At 40.9% G+C, this 16460-nt stretch carries 12 protein-coding genes; 5 read left to right on the top strand and 7 right to left on the bottom strand.

Features of this window, described 5'->3' with window-relative positions; all coding sequences use genetic code 11:
• Positions 1-119: 119 nt before the first annotated feature.
• Positions 120-1559 (top strand): glycogen synthase GlgA, encoded by a 1440-nt coding sequence (glgA, locus tag VB733_RS04285; RefSeq protein WP_323338873.1) that lies wholly within the window; start codon positions 120-122, stop codon positions 1557-1559.
• A 291-nt stretch (positions 1560-1850) separates the two neighbouring features.
• On the opposite strand, the gene VB733_RS04280 is transcribed toward glgA, so the two are convergent.
• The 3 genes from VB733_RS04280 to pruA all read right to left on the bottom strand — a co-directional run bounded on the left by VB733_RS04280 (position 1851) and on the right by pruA (position 8494).
• The gene (locus VB733_RS04280; RefSeq protein ID WP_323338872.1) at positions 1851-4670 is read right to left on the bottom strand and encodes a glycosyltransferase family 39 protein; all 2820 of its coding nucleotides are present in this window, start codon (positions 4668-4670) and stop codon (positions 1851-1853) included.
• A 74-nt stretch (positions 4671-4744) separates the two neighbouring features.
• On the bottom strand, positions 4745-5188 hold the full coding sequence (locus VB733_RS04275) for a GNAT family N-acetyltransferase (RefSeq protein WP_323338871.1): 444 nt from the start codon (positions 5186-5188) through the stop codon (positions 4745-4747).
• Between the two features lie 306 nt (positions 5189-5494).
• On the bottom strand, positions 5495-8494 hold the full coding sequence (gene pruA / locus VB733_RS04270; protein ID WP_323338870.1) for an L-glutamate gamma-semialdehyde dehydrogenase: 3000 nt from the start codon (positions 8492-8494) through the stop codon (positions 5495-5497).
• 570 nt (positions 8495-9064) lie between these two features.
• Between pruA and VB733_RS04265 the strand changes: the two genes are divergently transcribed.
• On the top strand, positions 9065-9370 hold the full coding sequence (locus VB733_RS04265) for a TIGR02450 family Trp-rich protein (protein WP_323338869.1): 306 nt from the start codon (positions 9065-9067) through the stop codon (positions 9368-9370).
• A 309-nt stretch (positions 9371-9679) separates the two neighbouring features.
• Here the strand turns inward: VB733_RS04265 and VB733_RS04260 are convergent, their stop codons facing one another.
• Positions 9680-12004: a cation:proton antiporter gene (locus VB733_RS04260; RefSeq protein ID WP_323338868.1), complete on the bottom strand. Its 2325-nt coding sequence runs from the start codon at positions 12002-12004 to the stop codon at positions 9680-9682.
• A 183-nt stretch (positions 12005-12187) separates the two neighbouring features.
• Between VB733_RS04260 and VB733_RS04255 the strand changes: the two genes are divergently transcribed.
• Positions 12188-13654, top strand: a complete 1467-nt coding sequence (locus tag VB733_RS04255) for a mannosyltransferase (RefSeq protein ID WP_323338867.1) — start codon at positions 12188-12190, stop codon at positions 13652-13654.
• Between the two features lie 85 nt (positions 13655-13739).
• Here VB733_RS04255 and VB733_RS04250 read toward each other — a convergent pair whose 3' ends face one another.
• Positions 13740-14114: a cytochrome c gene (locus VB733_RS04250; protein WP_323338866.1), complete on the bottom strand. Its 375-nt coding sequence runs from the start codon at positions 14112-14114 to the stop codon at positions 13740-13742.
• 206 nt (positions 14115-14320) lie between these two features.
• Here VB733_RS04250 and petG point away from each other — a divergent pair, with 206 nt between their 5' ends.
• Complete coding sequence (petG, locus tag VB733_RS04245; protein ID WP_096618456.1) at positions 14321-14434, top strand: cytochrome b6-f complex subunit V; 114 nt, start codon at positions 14321-14323, stop codon at positions 14432-14434.
• Between the two features lie 78 nt (positions 14435-14512).
• On the opposite strand, the gene rsmD is transcribed toward petG, so the two are convergent.
• Positions 14513-15067 carry a 16S rRNA (guanine(966)-N(2))-methyltransferase RsmD gene (rsmD, locus tag VB733_RS04240; RefSeq protein WP_323338865.1) on the bottom strand — a complete coding sequence of 185 codons (555 nt, stop codon included), beginning with the start codon at positions 15065-15067 and terminating at the stop codon, positions 14513-14515.
• 96 nt (positions 15068-15163) lie between these two features.
• Positions 15164-15799 carry an imidazole glycerol phosphate synthase subunit HisH gene (gene hisH, locus VB733_RS04235; protein WP_323338864.1) on the bottom strand — a complete coding sequence of 212 codons (636 nt, stop codon included), beginning with the start codon at positions 15797-15799 and terminating at the stop codon, positions 15164-15166.
• Positions 15800-15860: 61 nt separating this feature from the next.
• On the opposite strand from hisH, the gene VB733_RS04230 reads away from it, so the two are divergent.
• Positions 15861-16439 carry a peptidase C15 gene (locus tag VB733_RS04230; RefSeq protein ID WP_323338863.1) on the top strand — a complete coding sequence of 193 codons (579 nt, stop codon included), beginning with the start codon at positions 15861-15863 and terminating at the stop codon, positions 16437-16439.
• Positions 16440-16460 lie beyond the last annotated feature (21 nt).

Genomic DNA, 16460 nt, shown 5'->3' with positions numbered 1-16460 from the left:
CTATTGATTTTGTTACAAGTTAATCATCAACTAGCGAGAAAAGGGAGAATTTCCTTTTGCAGGCGACTGATGAATCCCGAAGGGTGTAATTTTTAATAGTTAATGGGTAATTGTTGATCATGCGAATTTTATTTGTAGCAGCAGAAGCAGCACCCGTTGCCAAAGTTGGGGGAATGGGTGATGTTGTGGGAGCATTACCCAAAGTATTGAAAAAAATGGGGCATGATGTACGAATTTTCATGCCTTATTATGGTTTTTTGCCTGACAAAATGGAGATTCCCAAAGAACCACTTTGGCAAGGCTATGCCATGTTTAACGACTTTCATGTCTACGAAAGTGTTCTTCCTGGTACTGATGTTCCTTTATATTTATTCGGACATCCAGCATTTAACCCTCGCCGTGTCTATGGTGGAGAAGATGAACCTTGGCGGTTTACATTTTTCGCCAATGGAGCGGCAGAGTTTTGCTGGAATTACTGGAAACCCGAAATTGTTCACTGTCATGATTGGCACACGGGAATGATACCCGTATGGATGCATCAATCACCCGATATTAGTAGTGTTTTCACAATTCATAACTTAGCCTATCAAGGTCCTTGGCGCGGTTATTTGGAAAAAGTTACTTGGTGTCCTTGGTATATGCAGGGACATAATACAATGGCGGCTGCGGTACAATTTGCCGATCGCGTCAATACTGTTTCTCCTACCTATGCCGAACAAATTAAAACACCAACCTATGGTGAAGAAATTGAAGGTTTGATGTCATTTATTGGCGGTAAATTATCAGGAATAATTAATGGTATTGATACCGATATTTATGACCCCAGTGTAGATAAATATATTGCCCAAACTTTCACGGCTGAGACTTTAGAAAAACGCAAAGCCAACAAAGTCGCATTACAAGAAGAAGTGGGTTTAGAAGTTAATAGTAATGCCTTTGTGATTGGGATGGTGACGCGCTTAGTTGAGCAAAAAGGCATCGATTTAGTCCTACAAATTCTTGACAGATTTATGTCCTATACTGATGCTCAATTTGTGCTTTTAGGTACTGGGGATAGATACTATGAAACCCAGATGTGGCAGATGGCATCGCGTTTTCCAGGACGTATGGCAAATTATTTACTATATAATGATGCCCTCGCACGACGTATATATGCGGGTACTGATGCATTTTTGATGCCTAGTCGCTTTGAGCCTTGCGGCATTAGTCAAATGATGGCGCTGCGTTATGGTTCTGTGCCCATCGTCCGTCGTACTGGTGGATTAGTGGATACGGTATCACACCATGACCCCATGAATGAAGCGGGTACTGGTTATTGTTTTGACAGGTACGAGCCTTTGGATTTATTCACCTGCCTAATTCGTGCTTGGGAAGGTTTCCGTTACAAACCCCAGTGGCAAGCATTGCAACAACGGGGGATGCATCAAGACTTTAGCTGGTATCAGTCGGCAAAGCAATACAATAATTTGTATCGTTCGATACTGGGTTTACCAGAAGTAGAAATACAAGAGGAGCCTGTTGTTGAAGAATTAGGCGTGGAGGAGCCAGTTACTAAGTAGCCATCATGAACTGACGTACATCAGAACGCATGAAAAGGCTATTAGCTGTTAGCTGTACTCCCTCATTTTTCAAGTTAGGAAGGCAGAATTATTTGTAAGATGCATTTCGACTACGCTCAATGCTCAAAGGCATCGCGCACTAAAACCTTAATAATGATGCGTTACGGATTTCATCCTAACGCATCCTACAATACTCATTTTTTTCATAAATCAAACCGGATTCCTACATCAAGTGTAAATATTCTCAAAGAAGGGTGCGATCGCTGTTTTGAAAATAACTATAATAGCGGTTTATTTTGTATTACGAATTAACACAGATAAATTCTCCCATGCCTTGATGAAATTACCTTGCATTAATGCTGCTATGCCTGCGAGTGCTTTAAACTCACTTTGATTGGGATTCATTTCTAAAGCCATTTTTAGTGCTTTTTCGGCGGCTTGGGGTTGCCAATTATAGAGCCTAACAAATGCTAAATATGCCCATGCAAATGGATTTTGTGAGTCGATTTGAGTAACCCTTTCTAAGGAGTTAATTGCTCCTTTGACTCGTCTTTGTAATACATTTGCTAAAGCTACTGTATAGGCTAAGTCGGAATCGGAATTGTAATGACGTAGGCGATATTCTGATGTGAGTTGTGCTTGTACTAAATAGTCTTGTGTTGGGTCATATTGGTTAATACGGGCAACTTCATCAAAGATATTTTCTATAGCTTGAGTCCCTTTTGGAAGATTAGTTGCTAATGTACGTAATTGGGTAATTAAATCTAATTCTGGTGCTGGTGTTGCTGTTGCTTGAGAATTAATTGTAATGCTTGTTTGCGGTGTATTAATTGCATATATTTCTCCCGATAAGCGATTGAGATAACTTGCTTCTAATCGATATTTTCCAGGGACAATGTTAGCTGGAGGTAGCATAGCAGTACGTTCGATCGCCTGAAAATTACCCTCAGTTTTTTTGATGGCTGTATATAAATTTCCCATGCCAATTGCATGATCATGAAGCCAGGATTGGGGAGGAGACTTTAAGTCTTTTTTCTTTGTCTCCAGAGGTTTCTGAGTTTCATCATCTTCTTTTCGCCAGGTTAATAAAACCAAGCCGTTTTTTAATTCTTCCCAGGAACCAGCCCATCGGTAAGTTACAGGAATAGGGACACCGGGAGGACTATTTTCGGGAAAAATTAACTGGGTTAAGGTGACAGGGGCTGGTAGGATATTTTTCTCATGAATTATTTGTGATGATGAATATTCCAGAGGGCGCGACATCACTTCGACAATCGGTTCTTTTCGATGGTAAAGGTTGAGGGTACTACCATCAGATAATTTCCAACTATGTTGAATTTTAAAATTAGGTGATGTTTCGACTGTTTGAACAATCGCAGGCTGAGATTGGGGAACTGAACCTTGTTCTCCTGTTTTGGTTAAAAACCAGGAAAGTGAGCGCGCATCTTGTTCTATTTGTCTGTTTCTAGTCCCTACTTGTCGTCCGTAAACTTGGAAATTTGTTAATGCACCGTAATAATTTAAATTATGCTGGTTAATTTCTCCTGTTGATGGTAAAACTCCTAAAGTCGATCGCAAATAGGGTTCAGTGCGAATAATTTCAGTAATTACTTCTTTGTGGGGTATTTCTGCCAGGGTTTGTGGATGATGCTGGGCTTGAGGACTCAATGTTTGTGTGAGTAATCCACCGGCAAAGCCACCAATGGGAAACAAATTTAGCAGCATTAGTAAAACAGCCAAACCTAATGTTCCCCAACGAATGCGCTGTCCGAAAAGACTTTTTACACGTGTGAATCCATACGCCAAAAACACTGCCAATGTTGGCAGATAAGGAATGGCATACCGTGCATCCTTATTCGGATTCGATGATGAAAGTAAATATGCACCGACTAAAAAGATTGCCAGCCATTTGAGAGATTGAGAAATTCGCTCTGGAGATTTGGCAAATTTTCTATTCCTAACCCCATCTCCCCCTCTCCGCGTCTCCCCCTCTCCGCGTCTCCCCCTCTCTCCATCTCCCCCTCTCCGCGTCTCCCCCTCTCTCCATCTCCCCCTCTCCGCGTCTCCCCCAAACCTGCCCCAATAAAATAACAATATAAATATTGGTACTAATAGCAGAGGTAAAGACACTTGCTGTGGTAATTGTTGCCAATAATAAATCCAGGCATCAATAGTATTTAAAGGAGCATCACCTTCAGCGATCGCAGAATCAATTGTAGCTCGTTTTCCAGATGTTAAAATAGTTAGCCAGTTGGTACGATACCAACCACCAAATATCCAACTTGATACCCAGAAACTGCCAAATAACTGAAGTAATTTTAGCCAACGTAATTGACGTAGGGCAATTATTCCTACCCAAGCAATCGGTGTCAGCAAGAAAAATAGCGATGTTTGTTTAACTAATAAAGCTAGTCCCAGAGATATGCCAAATAATACCGCCAGAAGTGAGGATTTGCATAAATTCAGCCAGGAAAGACGCGGCGAGGGGGAATACATTTTGGCTGGATAATCTATTTTTTGGTGCTTCCCCTTGCTTTCCAAAGTTTGCTGGAATAATAAATCTCTCTGTAGCTCCTCTGGGGGTTCCCTTTCCCCTGCAAAATGCCAAAGAGTCAAACAAAAAAAGCTAAAGGTGACAATTGCTGCAAGGGGATAATCTAAGAGAAATTCGAGACGCAGTAGATAAAGTCCTGGTAAAACTTGACATAGTGCTGCTGCCCATAAACCAACTGTGGAATTAAATAAAATCTTACCTAAGCCGTAAACTGAAGCGATAAGAATGCCACTAAACAGTAGCATTACGAGCATGGCTTGTTCTTGTCCGACACCAAAAATACTTTGAAACAAACCTGCAACTATGTAAGTTAGCGGTGGAATTTTAGAAGATAGTAGCCAAAGACTTTGCCACCATTCATAATTACCCAAGTCCAGATTTTGTAGAGCTTGCAGATAATTTAATGTTCCCGTGAGGTAATCAGCTTGATCCCAAGCTGGAATAGAATTGTCTAAGGAGAGCCAAATGCGATCGCATATTGCACCTAAAGTCCAAATCAAGAGCAATATTAAGGCATTTCTGGGAAAACGACGGCAAGACAGGGAACGTATAATCACTTTGCAGCACTCGGAATCTTTAAGGGAAAGGGGAAAGGAGGAAAGAAGATAATTAATTTGTAATTACTATCTTTTTACTCAACACTCAGCACTTTTCTCATCTTCACATGGCGAATACCTGCTTCTGCAAATACATCACCATCAGCCTCAAACCCTAATTGTTGATGCAAAGGCATAATGTACTCTTGGGCATGAATCACCACTTCTAATATTCCTTTACTCTCAGCAATTTCTAAAGCTTCTGCCATTAATTTTTTACCGATACCATGTCCTCGCGACTGTTTCAAAACAGCTAATCGTTCAATTTTTGCCATTTTCGCATTTAGCATACGAATTCTGACAGTACCGATAAACTCACCGTTCAATGACGCAATTAGTAAGTCACAAGTTTCATCTAGTCCGTCAAAATCTAACTCTGCATCAACTCCCTGCTCCTGCTGAAATACTGTTTTCCTGATTTCTTGAATTGCTGCAAGTTCATTGCTTGAAGTAGCAATTTTGACAATTATTTGACTCATAAAAATTTTCTCTATATTTACCTAATCGTTACGTAGCTAGCACTACAGAAATGGTTAAATGATTTTTCCTGGTAATGAGAAAATGCGATCGCTTCAGCTTTGACTTTACTTGTTCTCAGTATCAAAGAAGGTGGGCAAATGCCCACCCCAATATTAATCAACTTTAGGCAATCCAACCGAGGAGTCTTGTAAAAATAAGCTGGAAAATTTGAGATTTTTAGTTCCAGGGCAGGCTAAACAAACTTGCCACTCATTTTTACTTAACTTCTTAGTTTTAATTTACACTCACTTAAAATTCAAAATTTCTTATTCTGCTCCTTCAATTGGTGCAAAACCTTGACGTTGAATATTCTCTGTAATTGTTTTCGGTTCGAGGAACTGTAACAAATAGTCAGGACCACCGGCTTTAGAACCAACACCCGATAATTTGAAGCCACCGAAGGGCTGTCTAGCTACAATCGCCCCCGTAATTGTACGGTTAATGTACAAGTTGCCAACTTCAAATTCTGCCTGTGCCTGTTCAATATGGGAAGGGGTTCGCGAATATAAACCACCCGTCAAAGCAAAATTCGTGCCATTGGCAATTTGCAAAGCTTCCTGAAAATCTTTGGCTTTAATCACCGCAACCACAGGACCAAAAATTTCTTCTTGGGCAATTATCCCATTTGCGGGGACATCCCTAAAAATCGTTGGAGCAACGTAATAGCCCTGTTCCGGTGTCGACATCTCTAGAGCTACAGTTGATTCTGCCTTCCCTTTCTGAATATATTCACGAATACGCGATCGCGCATTATCATCAATTACAGGTCCAACTTGGGTACTAGGGAATTCAGCTTCGCCAATATTTAAAGATTTGGTTGCTTCAACAAAACGTTGGACAAACTCTTCATAGATGGCTGCCAACACAATTACCCGTGAACAAGCCGAACATTTTTGTCCGCTATATCCGAAGGCGGATTGCACAACTCCGACAACAGCCTGGTCTAAATCAGCACTTTCATCAACAATAATGCCATTTTTCCCACCCATCTCGGCAATCACACGCTTCATGTGCTTTTGCCCGATTTTGAGGTTGGCAGCATCCGCGTAAATTCGACAACCTACTTCCTGGGAGCCAGTAAAAGCAATAATGTGGGTATTTATATGATTTACCATATAAGCACCAACAGCAGAACCCTTACCGGGCAAATATTGGAATACACCTTTTGGAATTCCTGCCTCAACTAAAATTTCCGCAAACTTCGCCGCAATTACCGAAGAAGTTTCCGCCGGTTTCAGTATAGTTGAATTCCCTGCCACCAATGCCGCTACAGTCATCCCCGCTGCGATCGCCAGAGGAAAATTCCAAGGGGAAATTACCACTGCAATCCCACGAGGCTGGTAAATATATCTATTTGTTTCCCCAGCAACATCATAATTTACACCTTCATTTAGCCGTTCCATTTCCGCAGCATAATAAAGGCAAAAATCAATTGCTTCGGAAACCTCCCCATCAGCTTCCCGTACAGGTTTACCAACTTCCAAAACAATCCAAGCAGATAATTCTGCACGTCGCTGTTCCATCAAATCAGCAGCTTTTCGCAACACAGCAGCACGCTGACTCACAGGTGTTTTTTGCCAGCCAGGAAAAGCATTTTTCGCAGCTTGCATTGCCATTTCCGCTTGTTCAACGCTAGCAAGTCCAATCTTGCCGATAACCTCGCTAAACTTCGATGGATTCACTGAATCTACAGTTTCCTGCGTACTCACATACTCACCATTAATTAACGGTAAATACAACTTACCCAATTGCCCCCGCACCAACTCGAAAGCATCCTTTGCTTTCTGACTCGCTTCTGGAACCGCAAAATCAGTATCGGCAACACCAGTGAAAGAGGAAATGGAGACATTTTTATTCTCCTCTTCGCGTTTCTGCATCTGTGCGCGAGATAATTTTGTTTCTGGAGGCGCTAATAACTCTTCAGGAGCAACATTAGCTAAATTTTGCCGTAAAAACGAACTATTTGCCGTATTTTCCAACAATCTCCGAATCAAATAAGCCATCCCCGGTAACAATTCCCCATAGGGACAGTAAACCCGCACCCGATAACCCTTATCAACTAGTGCTTTCCCTAACTTATCACCCATCCCATACAACACCTGCATTTCAAAACAGCGACGGGGAACCTGCAAACTTTCAGCAATTGCGATCGCACGGGCTTGTGATCTAACATTATGACTACCGATGGCAGCATAGACATACTGATGATTTTCTAACAGCAATTGCGTAATCGCCTCAAAATTAACATCAGTTGCCGCTTTATCGTTATAAACTGGTTGCTGCCAATGTTTCTGCTCCGCCTTAATTGTTTCTTGATCCCAATAAGCGCCCTTAACCAAACGAATTGTAATTGGTTTACCGCGTTGTTTTGCCCAGTAAATCAAATCCCTGGCATCCTGCTCACTATCGCGGAGGTATGCTTGGACAGTCATACCAATATCAGTGCGATCGCGAAATTCTTCTTCGAGTAAAATTTTCTTGAGAATGCTAAAAGTAATATCTTTGTATGCATACTGTTCCATATCAAAGTGAACAGCAGCAGCCAATTCCTGGGCACGTCGCAATAAAATCCGAATCCGCGCACTGACTTTTTCCTCGCTACCAACGGCATCCAAAGGATCAAATTGTGAGTAAAAAGCCGTTAATTTCACCGAAACCTGCACCTTCGGTATTGCTTGTCCGTCAGCTTCATCAATTTGGACTACGGGATTCCACTTTTTCGAGGCTGCGGTTAATTGTTGCATTAAATCCAGATAGCGCTCTAAATAAGATTGTGCTTCTGTTTCTGTAATTACAGCTTCACCTAGTAAATCTACGGTAAAAGCCATTTTCTCTTTCCGCAAGCGTTCGATAGTTTTTAGCGCTTGATTAATATTTTCACCAGCAATATATTTATAAGCTAAGGTTTCTGTTGCTTTTGTGACTGTAGTTGCTGCTACCTGCCCCGGCATCGAATCGGGACTAGCAAAATTTAACATTCCTTTGAGTGCAGCAGGTAATTCTACCGACTCTTCACCCAAGTATTCCTGTAAATGTGCGGCAATCTCCGAGTTATTATTTAATGCAGGTAAGGTATCGATAAAGCGAAATAGTTGCACCCGCAAACTGGGATTGCTCATCGCCCAGTCTAAAAGTTTATCATCCCAACGCATTTGGTCGCGAAGATTAGCGAAAAATGAACGATTTTCCTGGGTAGCTGCGAGAAGCTGTTTAGCAATCTCTTGGGTTTTTGCTTCGTAAGTGCTTGTTTGTGCTTGTAATACCACTCTTGACAGACTCCTTGTTCAAGCCGAGACTTTGTAAATTAAAGCCCGTGTTTCTATTTTGGCTTTTCCATTTTGCTCTCACCACATCTGAAGGTGCAAAATATACAATTTTTTTGATGGGAAATCCTCAAAGGTAGTATTTATACATAAGTAAAAATACTAGTTAGGTGTAGATATTTGTAGATTAAGTCGTAGATTAGCTTCAAGGATACTATTGGAGTGCGATCGGAAATTTATTTTTCTATCAGGGAATTATAACCAGTTCCAATATCCAATAAATTAACCATTAGAGACCATTTATAAAGTAAATATTAAGGATAGTCGCGCAGGGAGAAACCCGGTTTCTCATCAAAAAGTCAGATGATGCTCGATACTTAAATCCAAGAAACCGGGTTTCTTTGATCTTAAGTTTTACTTGATACTTAACCTCTTAGGTAAATAAATCTAGAAAAAACTCACTTTGAGTTGCAATTACATCAATACTTGAATATCCCTGACTATTACAAATTTGGAGATATGGTTTTTTAATGATTTATGATTAATATCAGTATTAAAACTTCTAAAAACATTATGCCTAAACCTAAAAAACAAAAATTTCCATATTTACTAGGTTCTAAATGGACAGCACAGCAAAAAGTAGATGGATGGAGACATTTTGAAGTTATCAACCGCAAAAACCAGGGGAAATGGGTATATGCAGAAATGATTTCCTCCTGTGACCCCAATGTAAAATTTTGGATTAACGCTAAGATATTACAAGACCGGGAATTTTGGGAACCAGGATGGCAAACTCTACATGACATCCAAGCAAATATAGAAACCCAGAACAATTCTGCGGAGGAGGAATTTGTAGGATATCGAAGTCAAAAGGAATAAGAAATATGAGAAATTATTTTCTAATTTCCAAAGTAGAAAGTGTTTACCATTATGAAAGTGTCTTAATTTCATAATTTTGGCTTGTTTTGATTTTTTTTGCAATGTTTCAGATGGGTAAAAAAATGTCAGTTCAACGGAACCTCTCCCTGGTTTTTACACAGCAAAAAACAACCCTCCCCTATTAGGTTGGGTTTAGTTCTTAGTTCCTCAACCCAATATTTTCAAGACTTTGTTGGGTTCCACTGCGTTACAGCCAACCTACAATTATCCTTAACTGAACCATATTGCACTTTAAACTCAGATAATTATCTAGGGGAATAAATCTGTTAATGTTTCTGTTGTCCCAGCTTTGATAATAGGTATTGATAGTGAGACAACATCTGATGATGGTGCAAGTAGCCGTTCAAGTTGTCGTAATGCTGACAAAGTACCGCAAAATAATAATTGATCACGAACTTGTAATAACGTATTTTTTTCTGGTAGCTTCATAAATCTACCATCACGACGCATTGCTTGAACTTGTACACCAAAGTCTTCAATTAATTCTAAATCTGCAATAGTTTGCCCAACGACAGGACAGTTATTACCTAAATTTATCCATTGACAAGCGCTATTTTCTCTGGGAATTGCCGCCTTGCCCTGAGCAAATTCGTCTAAAGCGGCAAATTCACCATCTTCACCAACTATTAATAACTTATCTCCTGCTTCTAATGTTGTTTTGGCATCGGGATAATCAATTTCTTTACCACTTACACGCTGAATTGCCATTAAACTGACACCTGTCAAATAGCGAATATCAGCCTCTTCCAAAGTCATCCCCACCAACGGAGAACCTTCAGGTAAAGAATACCAACGGCGGTTCAAATCTTGGGTTGCTTGACGCAAACTACGAGATACTTCCGATTCTGTTTCTTCTGGACGCAAATCGAGATAGTGTCGATCGCGTATTTGTTGCATTTCTCGCTGAATTAAAGAAGGTGATAAACCTAAATCTGTTAATAAATGTGCTGCCATTTCCAAGCTGGCTTCAAATTCTGGCTGGACAACTTCCCTCGCCCCTAATTGGTAAAATACTTCAATATTTTTGTTATTATTCGCCCGCACGACAATATCTAATTCCGGCGATAATTCCAAAGCTCGCTTTAACGATAGTCTACTACTCATTGGGTCGGGAAGTGCGATCGCCATTCCTTGGGCTGTGGTGACTCCCGCAGTTTCTAATACATGAAAACTAGCGCAATTACCGTAAACATAGGGTACTTTGGCATCACGTAATTGCTGAATCCTTGCCTCTGACTGGTCGATGACAATTACTGGTAAATGATGCTGCTGAAATAATTTAACTAAGTTTTTACCAACACGTCCGTAACCACAAACAACTACATGGTTTTTCAGTGGTAAATCATCGGCAACTTCCAAAGCTTGCCCTTCGCCACTAATATAAGGCTTCAACCAAGGAATTGACTCTAACCAATCAAAGGCGATGGGTGCTAACCGCAACACAAACGGAGTGATTACCAAAGTTACTGCTGTCGTCCCCAAAATGAGTAAATATACTTTTCGAGAAACTAACCCTAAAGCTTGACCTTCGCTGGCAAGAACAAAGGAAAATTCTCCAATTTGCGCTAATCCAACTCCGGCAATAATGGCAGTTTTCAATGGAAAGCGGAATAATTTGACAATTGGAGCCACAATCAAAAACTTACCAACCACTACCAGGGCTACCAACCCCAAAATTAATTCTAAGTTTTTCCACAAAAAGAACGGGTCGATTAACATGCCGATCGCCACAAAAAACAAACTGGCGAAGATGTCTCGGATGGGTTCTACATAGGTCAGGGTTTGGTCGGCATATTCAACTTCCGATATCATTAACCCGGCGACAAATGCTCCCATCTCAATCGAGAGTCCCAGATATTCTGTCAATAGGGCAATACCCAAACATAGCGCCACGACACCCAAGAGAAATAATTCCCGGCTTTCTGTGCGGGCTAACAATCGCAATAAGGGAGGAATTAACCATTTTCCCGCAACTACAGCCCCGGCAGCAAACAAACCGATTTTCACTAATGCCATCACCACAGCAATCCCGATCGCCTCAGCTGGTTTGTTGAGGGCTGGTAACACTGCTAACATTAGCCCCAGTGCTAAATCTTGCACCACTAAAATCCCCAACAAAACCTGCCCGTGGGGTGTTTCCGTCTCATTGCGTTCCATTAAACATTTGAGGACTACCGCAGTTGAAGACAGGGACAAAATCGCTCCCAAAAACACACCTTTGGCGGGTAAAACCTCCCAAGCCCCAGTAATCGCACAAATCAGGACGGTAAATCCAATTGTCAGACTAATTTGCAAGCCACCACCACCAAGGGCGATCGCCTGGACTTTCTTGAGTTCGGCAAACGAGAATTCTACACCCAATGCAAATAACAAAAACGCCACACCAAACTGTGCTAAGGTCTCAACTTGGATTAATTCTTTGATTAGCCCTAGTCCGGTTGGTCCCACCACCATCCCGCCAATGAGATATCCCAATAAAACAGGTTGTCGTAAGAGTGCCGCTATCAAACCACCACAAGCTGCGACGGCGAGAACCGAAACCAAATCGATGATTAATCTAAAATCTTCTAGCACAGTTTTTCTAAAGAAATATTAAGACGCTCTAATCTCAGCATACAAAGTTTTATATATCTGTGGGAAGTTTCTGGGTCAGAGATATACAAATTTAATCAAGATTTTGCCGGTCTATCCGCTTTAGAGAAAGGGTAAAGGGGATAAAATGCTCTCAAACAGGTGAATCATGAGCTATTCAGAAATATGAAATCAAAATTAATGAGTAGCCAAATTAACAGCACTTTCCGACTATCGTTACTGATTATTACCCTCCTGGGCTTACTGTTACGAGTTGCCAGTGCCTATTTTTTCCCGAATATGATTTGGCCCGATGAGATATTTCAAACCTTAGAACCTGCCCATCGACTCAGTTTTGGTTATGGCATTATTTCTTGGGAATGGCGTGATGGTATTCGTTCTTGGGTATTTCCGGGGTTCTTAGCGGGGATTATGCGTCTCACAGCTTGGATGGGTGAGGGAGCTAATGGATACCTGTGGGGGGTGAAGATAACTTTATGTTTGTTGTCCCTGAGTGTCGTTGTCGTTGCTTTTTGTTGGGCATATCGTACCAGTGGCATTTTAGCAGCAATTATTACTGGCATTCTTTGTAGTGTTTGGTCAGAAATTATTTACTTTGCACCGAAAGCATTAAATGAAGCGATCGCAACTTATCTGCTTTTGCCAGCATTATATCTGGGAATTTACAGCAAATTCCGTCAAACTCAGCAAGGTTTATTTTGGGTGGGCTGTCTGTTGGGAACTGCTGCCGGTTTACGTATCCACCTGTTGCCAACGATTCTCCTAGCCGTGGTGTTTATCTGTGGTAAAAAATGGCGCAGTCAATTATTTCCAATCGCAGCCGGTATTCTCTTAGCATTACTCATTTTTGGTGCAGTTGATGCCTTCACTTGGAAATACCCTTTTCAGTCTTTTTGGTTGAATTTCTGGATTAACTCAGTTGAACAGAAAAGTCACGCTTATGGTGTTTCTCCTTGGTATGGATACATATCTCTTCTCTGGCAAGCTTGGTCAATTTTTACCCCAGCAATTATTGTCTTAGCTGCGATCGGCGCTCGTCGTAGCCCAATTTTGTTATGGTTAAGCTTGGCAATTATTGTCACCCATAGTGCTTTTGCTCACAAAGAATATCGCTTCATTTACCCTGCGATCGCAATGTTAATGATATTGGTAGGATTGGGGGCAACTGAATTACTCAAAAAATATTTTCCTCCAGAACTTACCAAGCAAAAAATTATTCCCACTATCTCAACTTGTCTGTTAATTTGGATAATTCCCTCGGTGGGATTAATGTTTCTGAGTCACCAAACCCATTGGTATCGTTCCTACGGCAATTTAATGACTTTCCAACAACTTAGTACCCAAACCAATATCTGTGGTGTGGGGTTACAAGAGATTCCGCCCGTGTTTTCTGGAGGTTATACCTATCTCCACCATAATGTTCCTCTATTTATCTTGGAAAAAGATAGCGACTGGCAACAATGGCAAAGTCATTTTAATTATGTCGTGAGTAAATCCCCCTACCCTCCTAGCAATCCGAACTATCGAAAAAAACAATGTTTGCGTCAAGCTTGTGTTTATCAACGCCAGGGTAGCTGTTCCCCTATCCAGGGATACCACATTAATCAAGTTTTAAAGGCGAGGAATGAGTAGTATCAAGTGGCTCATCAGTTATTATTCAATCTCCACATCCCCGCGTCTCCCAACCTCCGTGTCCATCTTAAATTAACCTGACTATTTATAATGTCTCTAAATAACTTAATAAATCTGCCATCTCTTTAGTGCTAGCTTGAAATTTGGGCATTGGTGGAGTTTCGCCACTGATAACTTGGTGAATTAATCCATAGCGAGACTTATGCTTGGAAACACCTTGCAAGCTGGGACCAACTCGTCCAGAAGCTTCTAAACCATGACATCCAGCGCAATTAATTTGGAATATTGCATGTCCTTGCACTGGGTCGCCTTTCAGTGCTAAAACCGTTTTTACGTATGGGTCAGAGGCTTGCACCACACGCACGACAAATATGCTGAAAACAATGGCAAGCAAAATTGCCAGCATCATCAAAATGACGCGCTGTAGAAGAATCGAAGGTGTGGTAATCCGGTTATCCAAAAGGTGTACTTTGAAAATTAGGTTTACAAAAAGTTTTCATTTCATACACATAGCTTAAAAGTTCTTGATGCAGTCTGCAAGCGCGATCGCATATTTCTGCACAAGCATGAGTTTCTACAAGCAAGATAGAAAGCGGGATTTATGTTGAATTTGGTACAATCGGGTGCAGGAAGAAATTTTGAATGAATGTAACAAGGAGATTAAAAGTGGTTGAACCCTTATTGTGCGGAATTGTTATTGGTTTAATTCCCGTTACCCTCGCTGGATTGTTTTATAAGGCTTATATCCAATACAAGCGCGGTAATCAATTAGGAATTTAGGTTGGGACTAATTCTATGAATGGGGAGAGGGGAAGGCGCAAAGATGGGGAAAATCCAGAAATTTTGTCTCCACATCCCCTACTCTCCATTCTCCACCACTCGATAAAAAGTTAATCCTGTATTTCCATAAGTCTTTTGACGGCAGATTTCCCAAGCTGTTATGTTTGGTGCGCTCCAGCCTTCGGAATCATGTTCTACTGCTATTTCGCCGTTTGTCTCTAAAAGTTGATATTGGGCTATGGCTTCCAATACAGGTGCATACAACCCACTAGCATATGGTGGATCGAAGTAGATGCGATCAAATTGCTGTCCCGCAAGTTTTGGTAATTGCTTGAGGACATCACCCTTGAATATTTGATATTTTTGGTCTTGTGTGGCTACTTTCTGCCAATTTTCTTGAATAATCCTATAGGCTTGACTCGATCGCTCCATACCCACAACTAAATTAGCGCCACGACATAGGGCTTCCGCCCCCATCGAACCACTACCAGTACATATATCAAGCCATCTACAGCTAGAAATCTTTCCCTGCCAAATATTAAATAACGCTTCCCTTACCCGCGCGATTGTTGGTCGCGTTGCTTGACCAGGCAAAGTTTTTAGCAGGCGATTTCCGTATATTCTCAGACTCATTTGCTTGGGGATTAGGATTTGAGATTTTAGACTAACTCTAAAATACTATTTACCCTTGATTATTCATCCATTTCCCAATTCTCCTATTACCCCTCTTTAAGCAGCTACTTTCATCCATACTTGGGAGACAAAGTTAGAAAGAATTTGTAAGCCGATATTGGAGGATTTTTCAGGGTGAAATTGCACAGCCATCAGATTATCACGGGCAACAGCAGCAGTAATACTTTGGTTGCCGTGGGTGACGATTGCAGCTTGATCACTCTTGTCAGTGGGATCAACATAATATGAGTGAACGAAATATACCCAAGGTTGGGGGGGTAGGTGTTCCCACAACAGGTTTTTTGGTTGTGTATATTCGAGTTGATTCCAACCCATATGAGGAATTGTAATATTGGGTTCGGGAAGGAAACGTTTAACTTTTCCTTTAATGATTCCGAGTCCAGGTTCGCTTCCTTCTTCAGAAGATTCAAAGAGAATTTGTAAACCCAAACAGATGCCAAGAAAAGGTTTTCCAGATGCGATCGCGTTTTTTATGGGTTCTTCTAAAGAACGCGATCGTAAATGTTGAACTGCCGGATCGAAAGCACCCACTCCAGGTAAAACGACAGCATCCGCTTGTTCGATAACTTTTGGAGAGTCTGTAATTCTGGGAGTTGCTCCAGCTTTTTCCAGTCCTTTGCAAACTGAGTGTAAGTTTCCCATGTCGTAATCTACGACTGCGATCGTTGCCATTTACCTGCTCCCTATAAAATATTTATTATGGAGACTTTTTATATTGTAAATAATATTTTGTATGACGAAAAGATTTCTATTAACTTCTTTTGACATTTGGTTGCCACATCACACATCAAATTCGTCAGATGATTTATTAGCGGAAGTTGCTAAGCTTGAGTCTATCCCCTACGAATTGATTTTTTTAAGAAAATTGCCTGTAGATATCAAAAGTGCCAGCGATAAAGTAATAACCAAAATTTGTGAAACTCAGCCAGACTATATTATCTGTTGTGGCATGGCAGAAAGTCGAGAGAAATTAAGCGTTGAATCAAATGCTCGGGTGACAGTCAATCTTGCAGAAAATAGTGGCGAATCTATTTTGCGTACATCTATAGATTTAGAACACTTAGTAGGGGATTCAGTCGCGCTTGAGATTAGCCACAACTGCGGTCGATTTGTTTGTGAAGGTTTATATTATTCGGTACTGGAATTCCTCAGTTTTCATCGCCAGTTTTCTCCTCAATTGCATCCGCAAAAAGCGTCTTGTATTTTTGTTCACGTTCCCATTTTGACCAAAGATAATTTATCAGTTATATTGAAATGTTTCCTATCAATTATTCGCCATCTGGCACTTTCAGAATCGCAAGAGCGTCTCTAATCTGAAGAAAATATATCAGTA

This window comes from Calothrix sp. UHCC 0171 (genome assembly GCF_034931845.1).
Lineage (GTDB): Bacteria > Cyanobacteriota > Cyanobacteriia > Cyanobacteriales > Nostocaceae > Brunnivagina.
The sequence above is the reverse complement of the archived record's forward strand: the minus strand, read 5'-3'. Positions and strand labels throughout refer to the sequence as shown.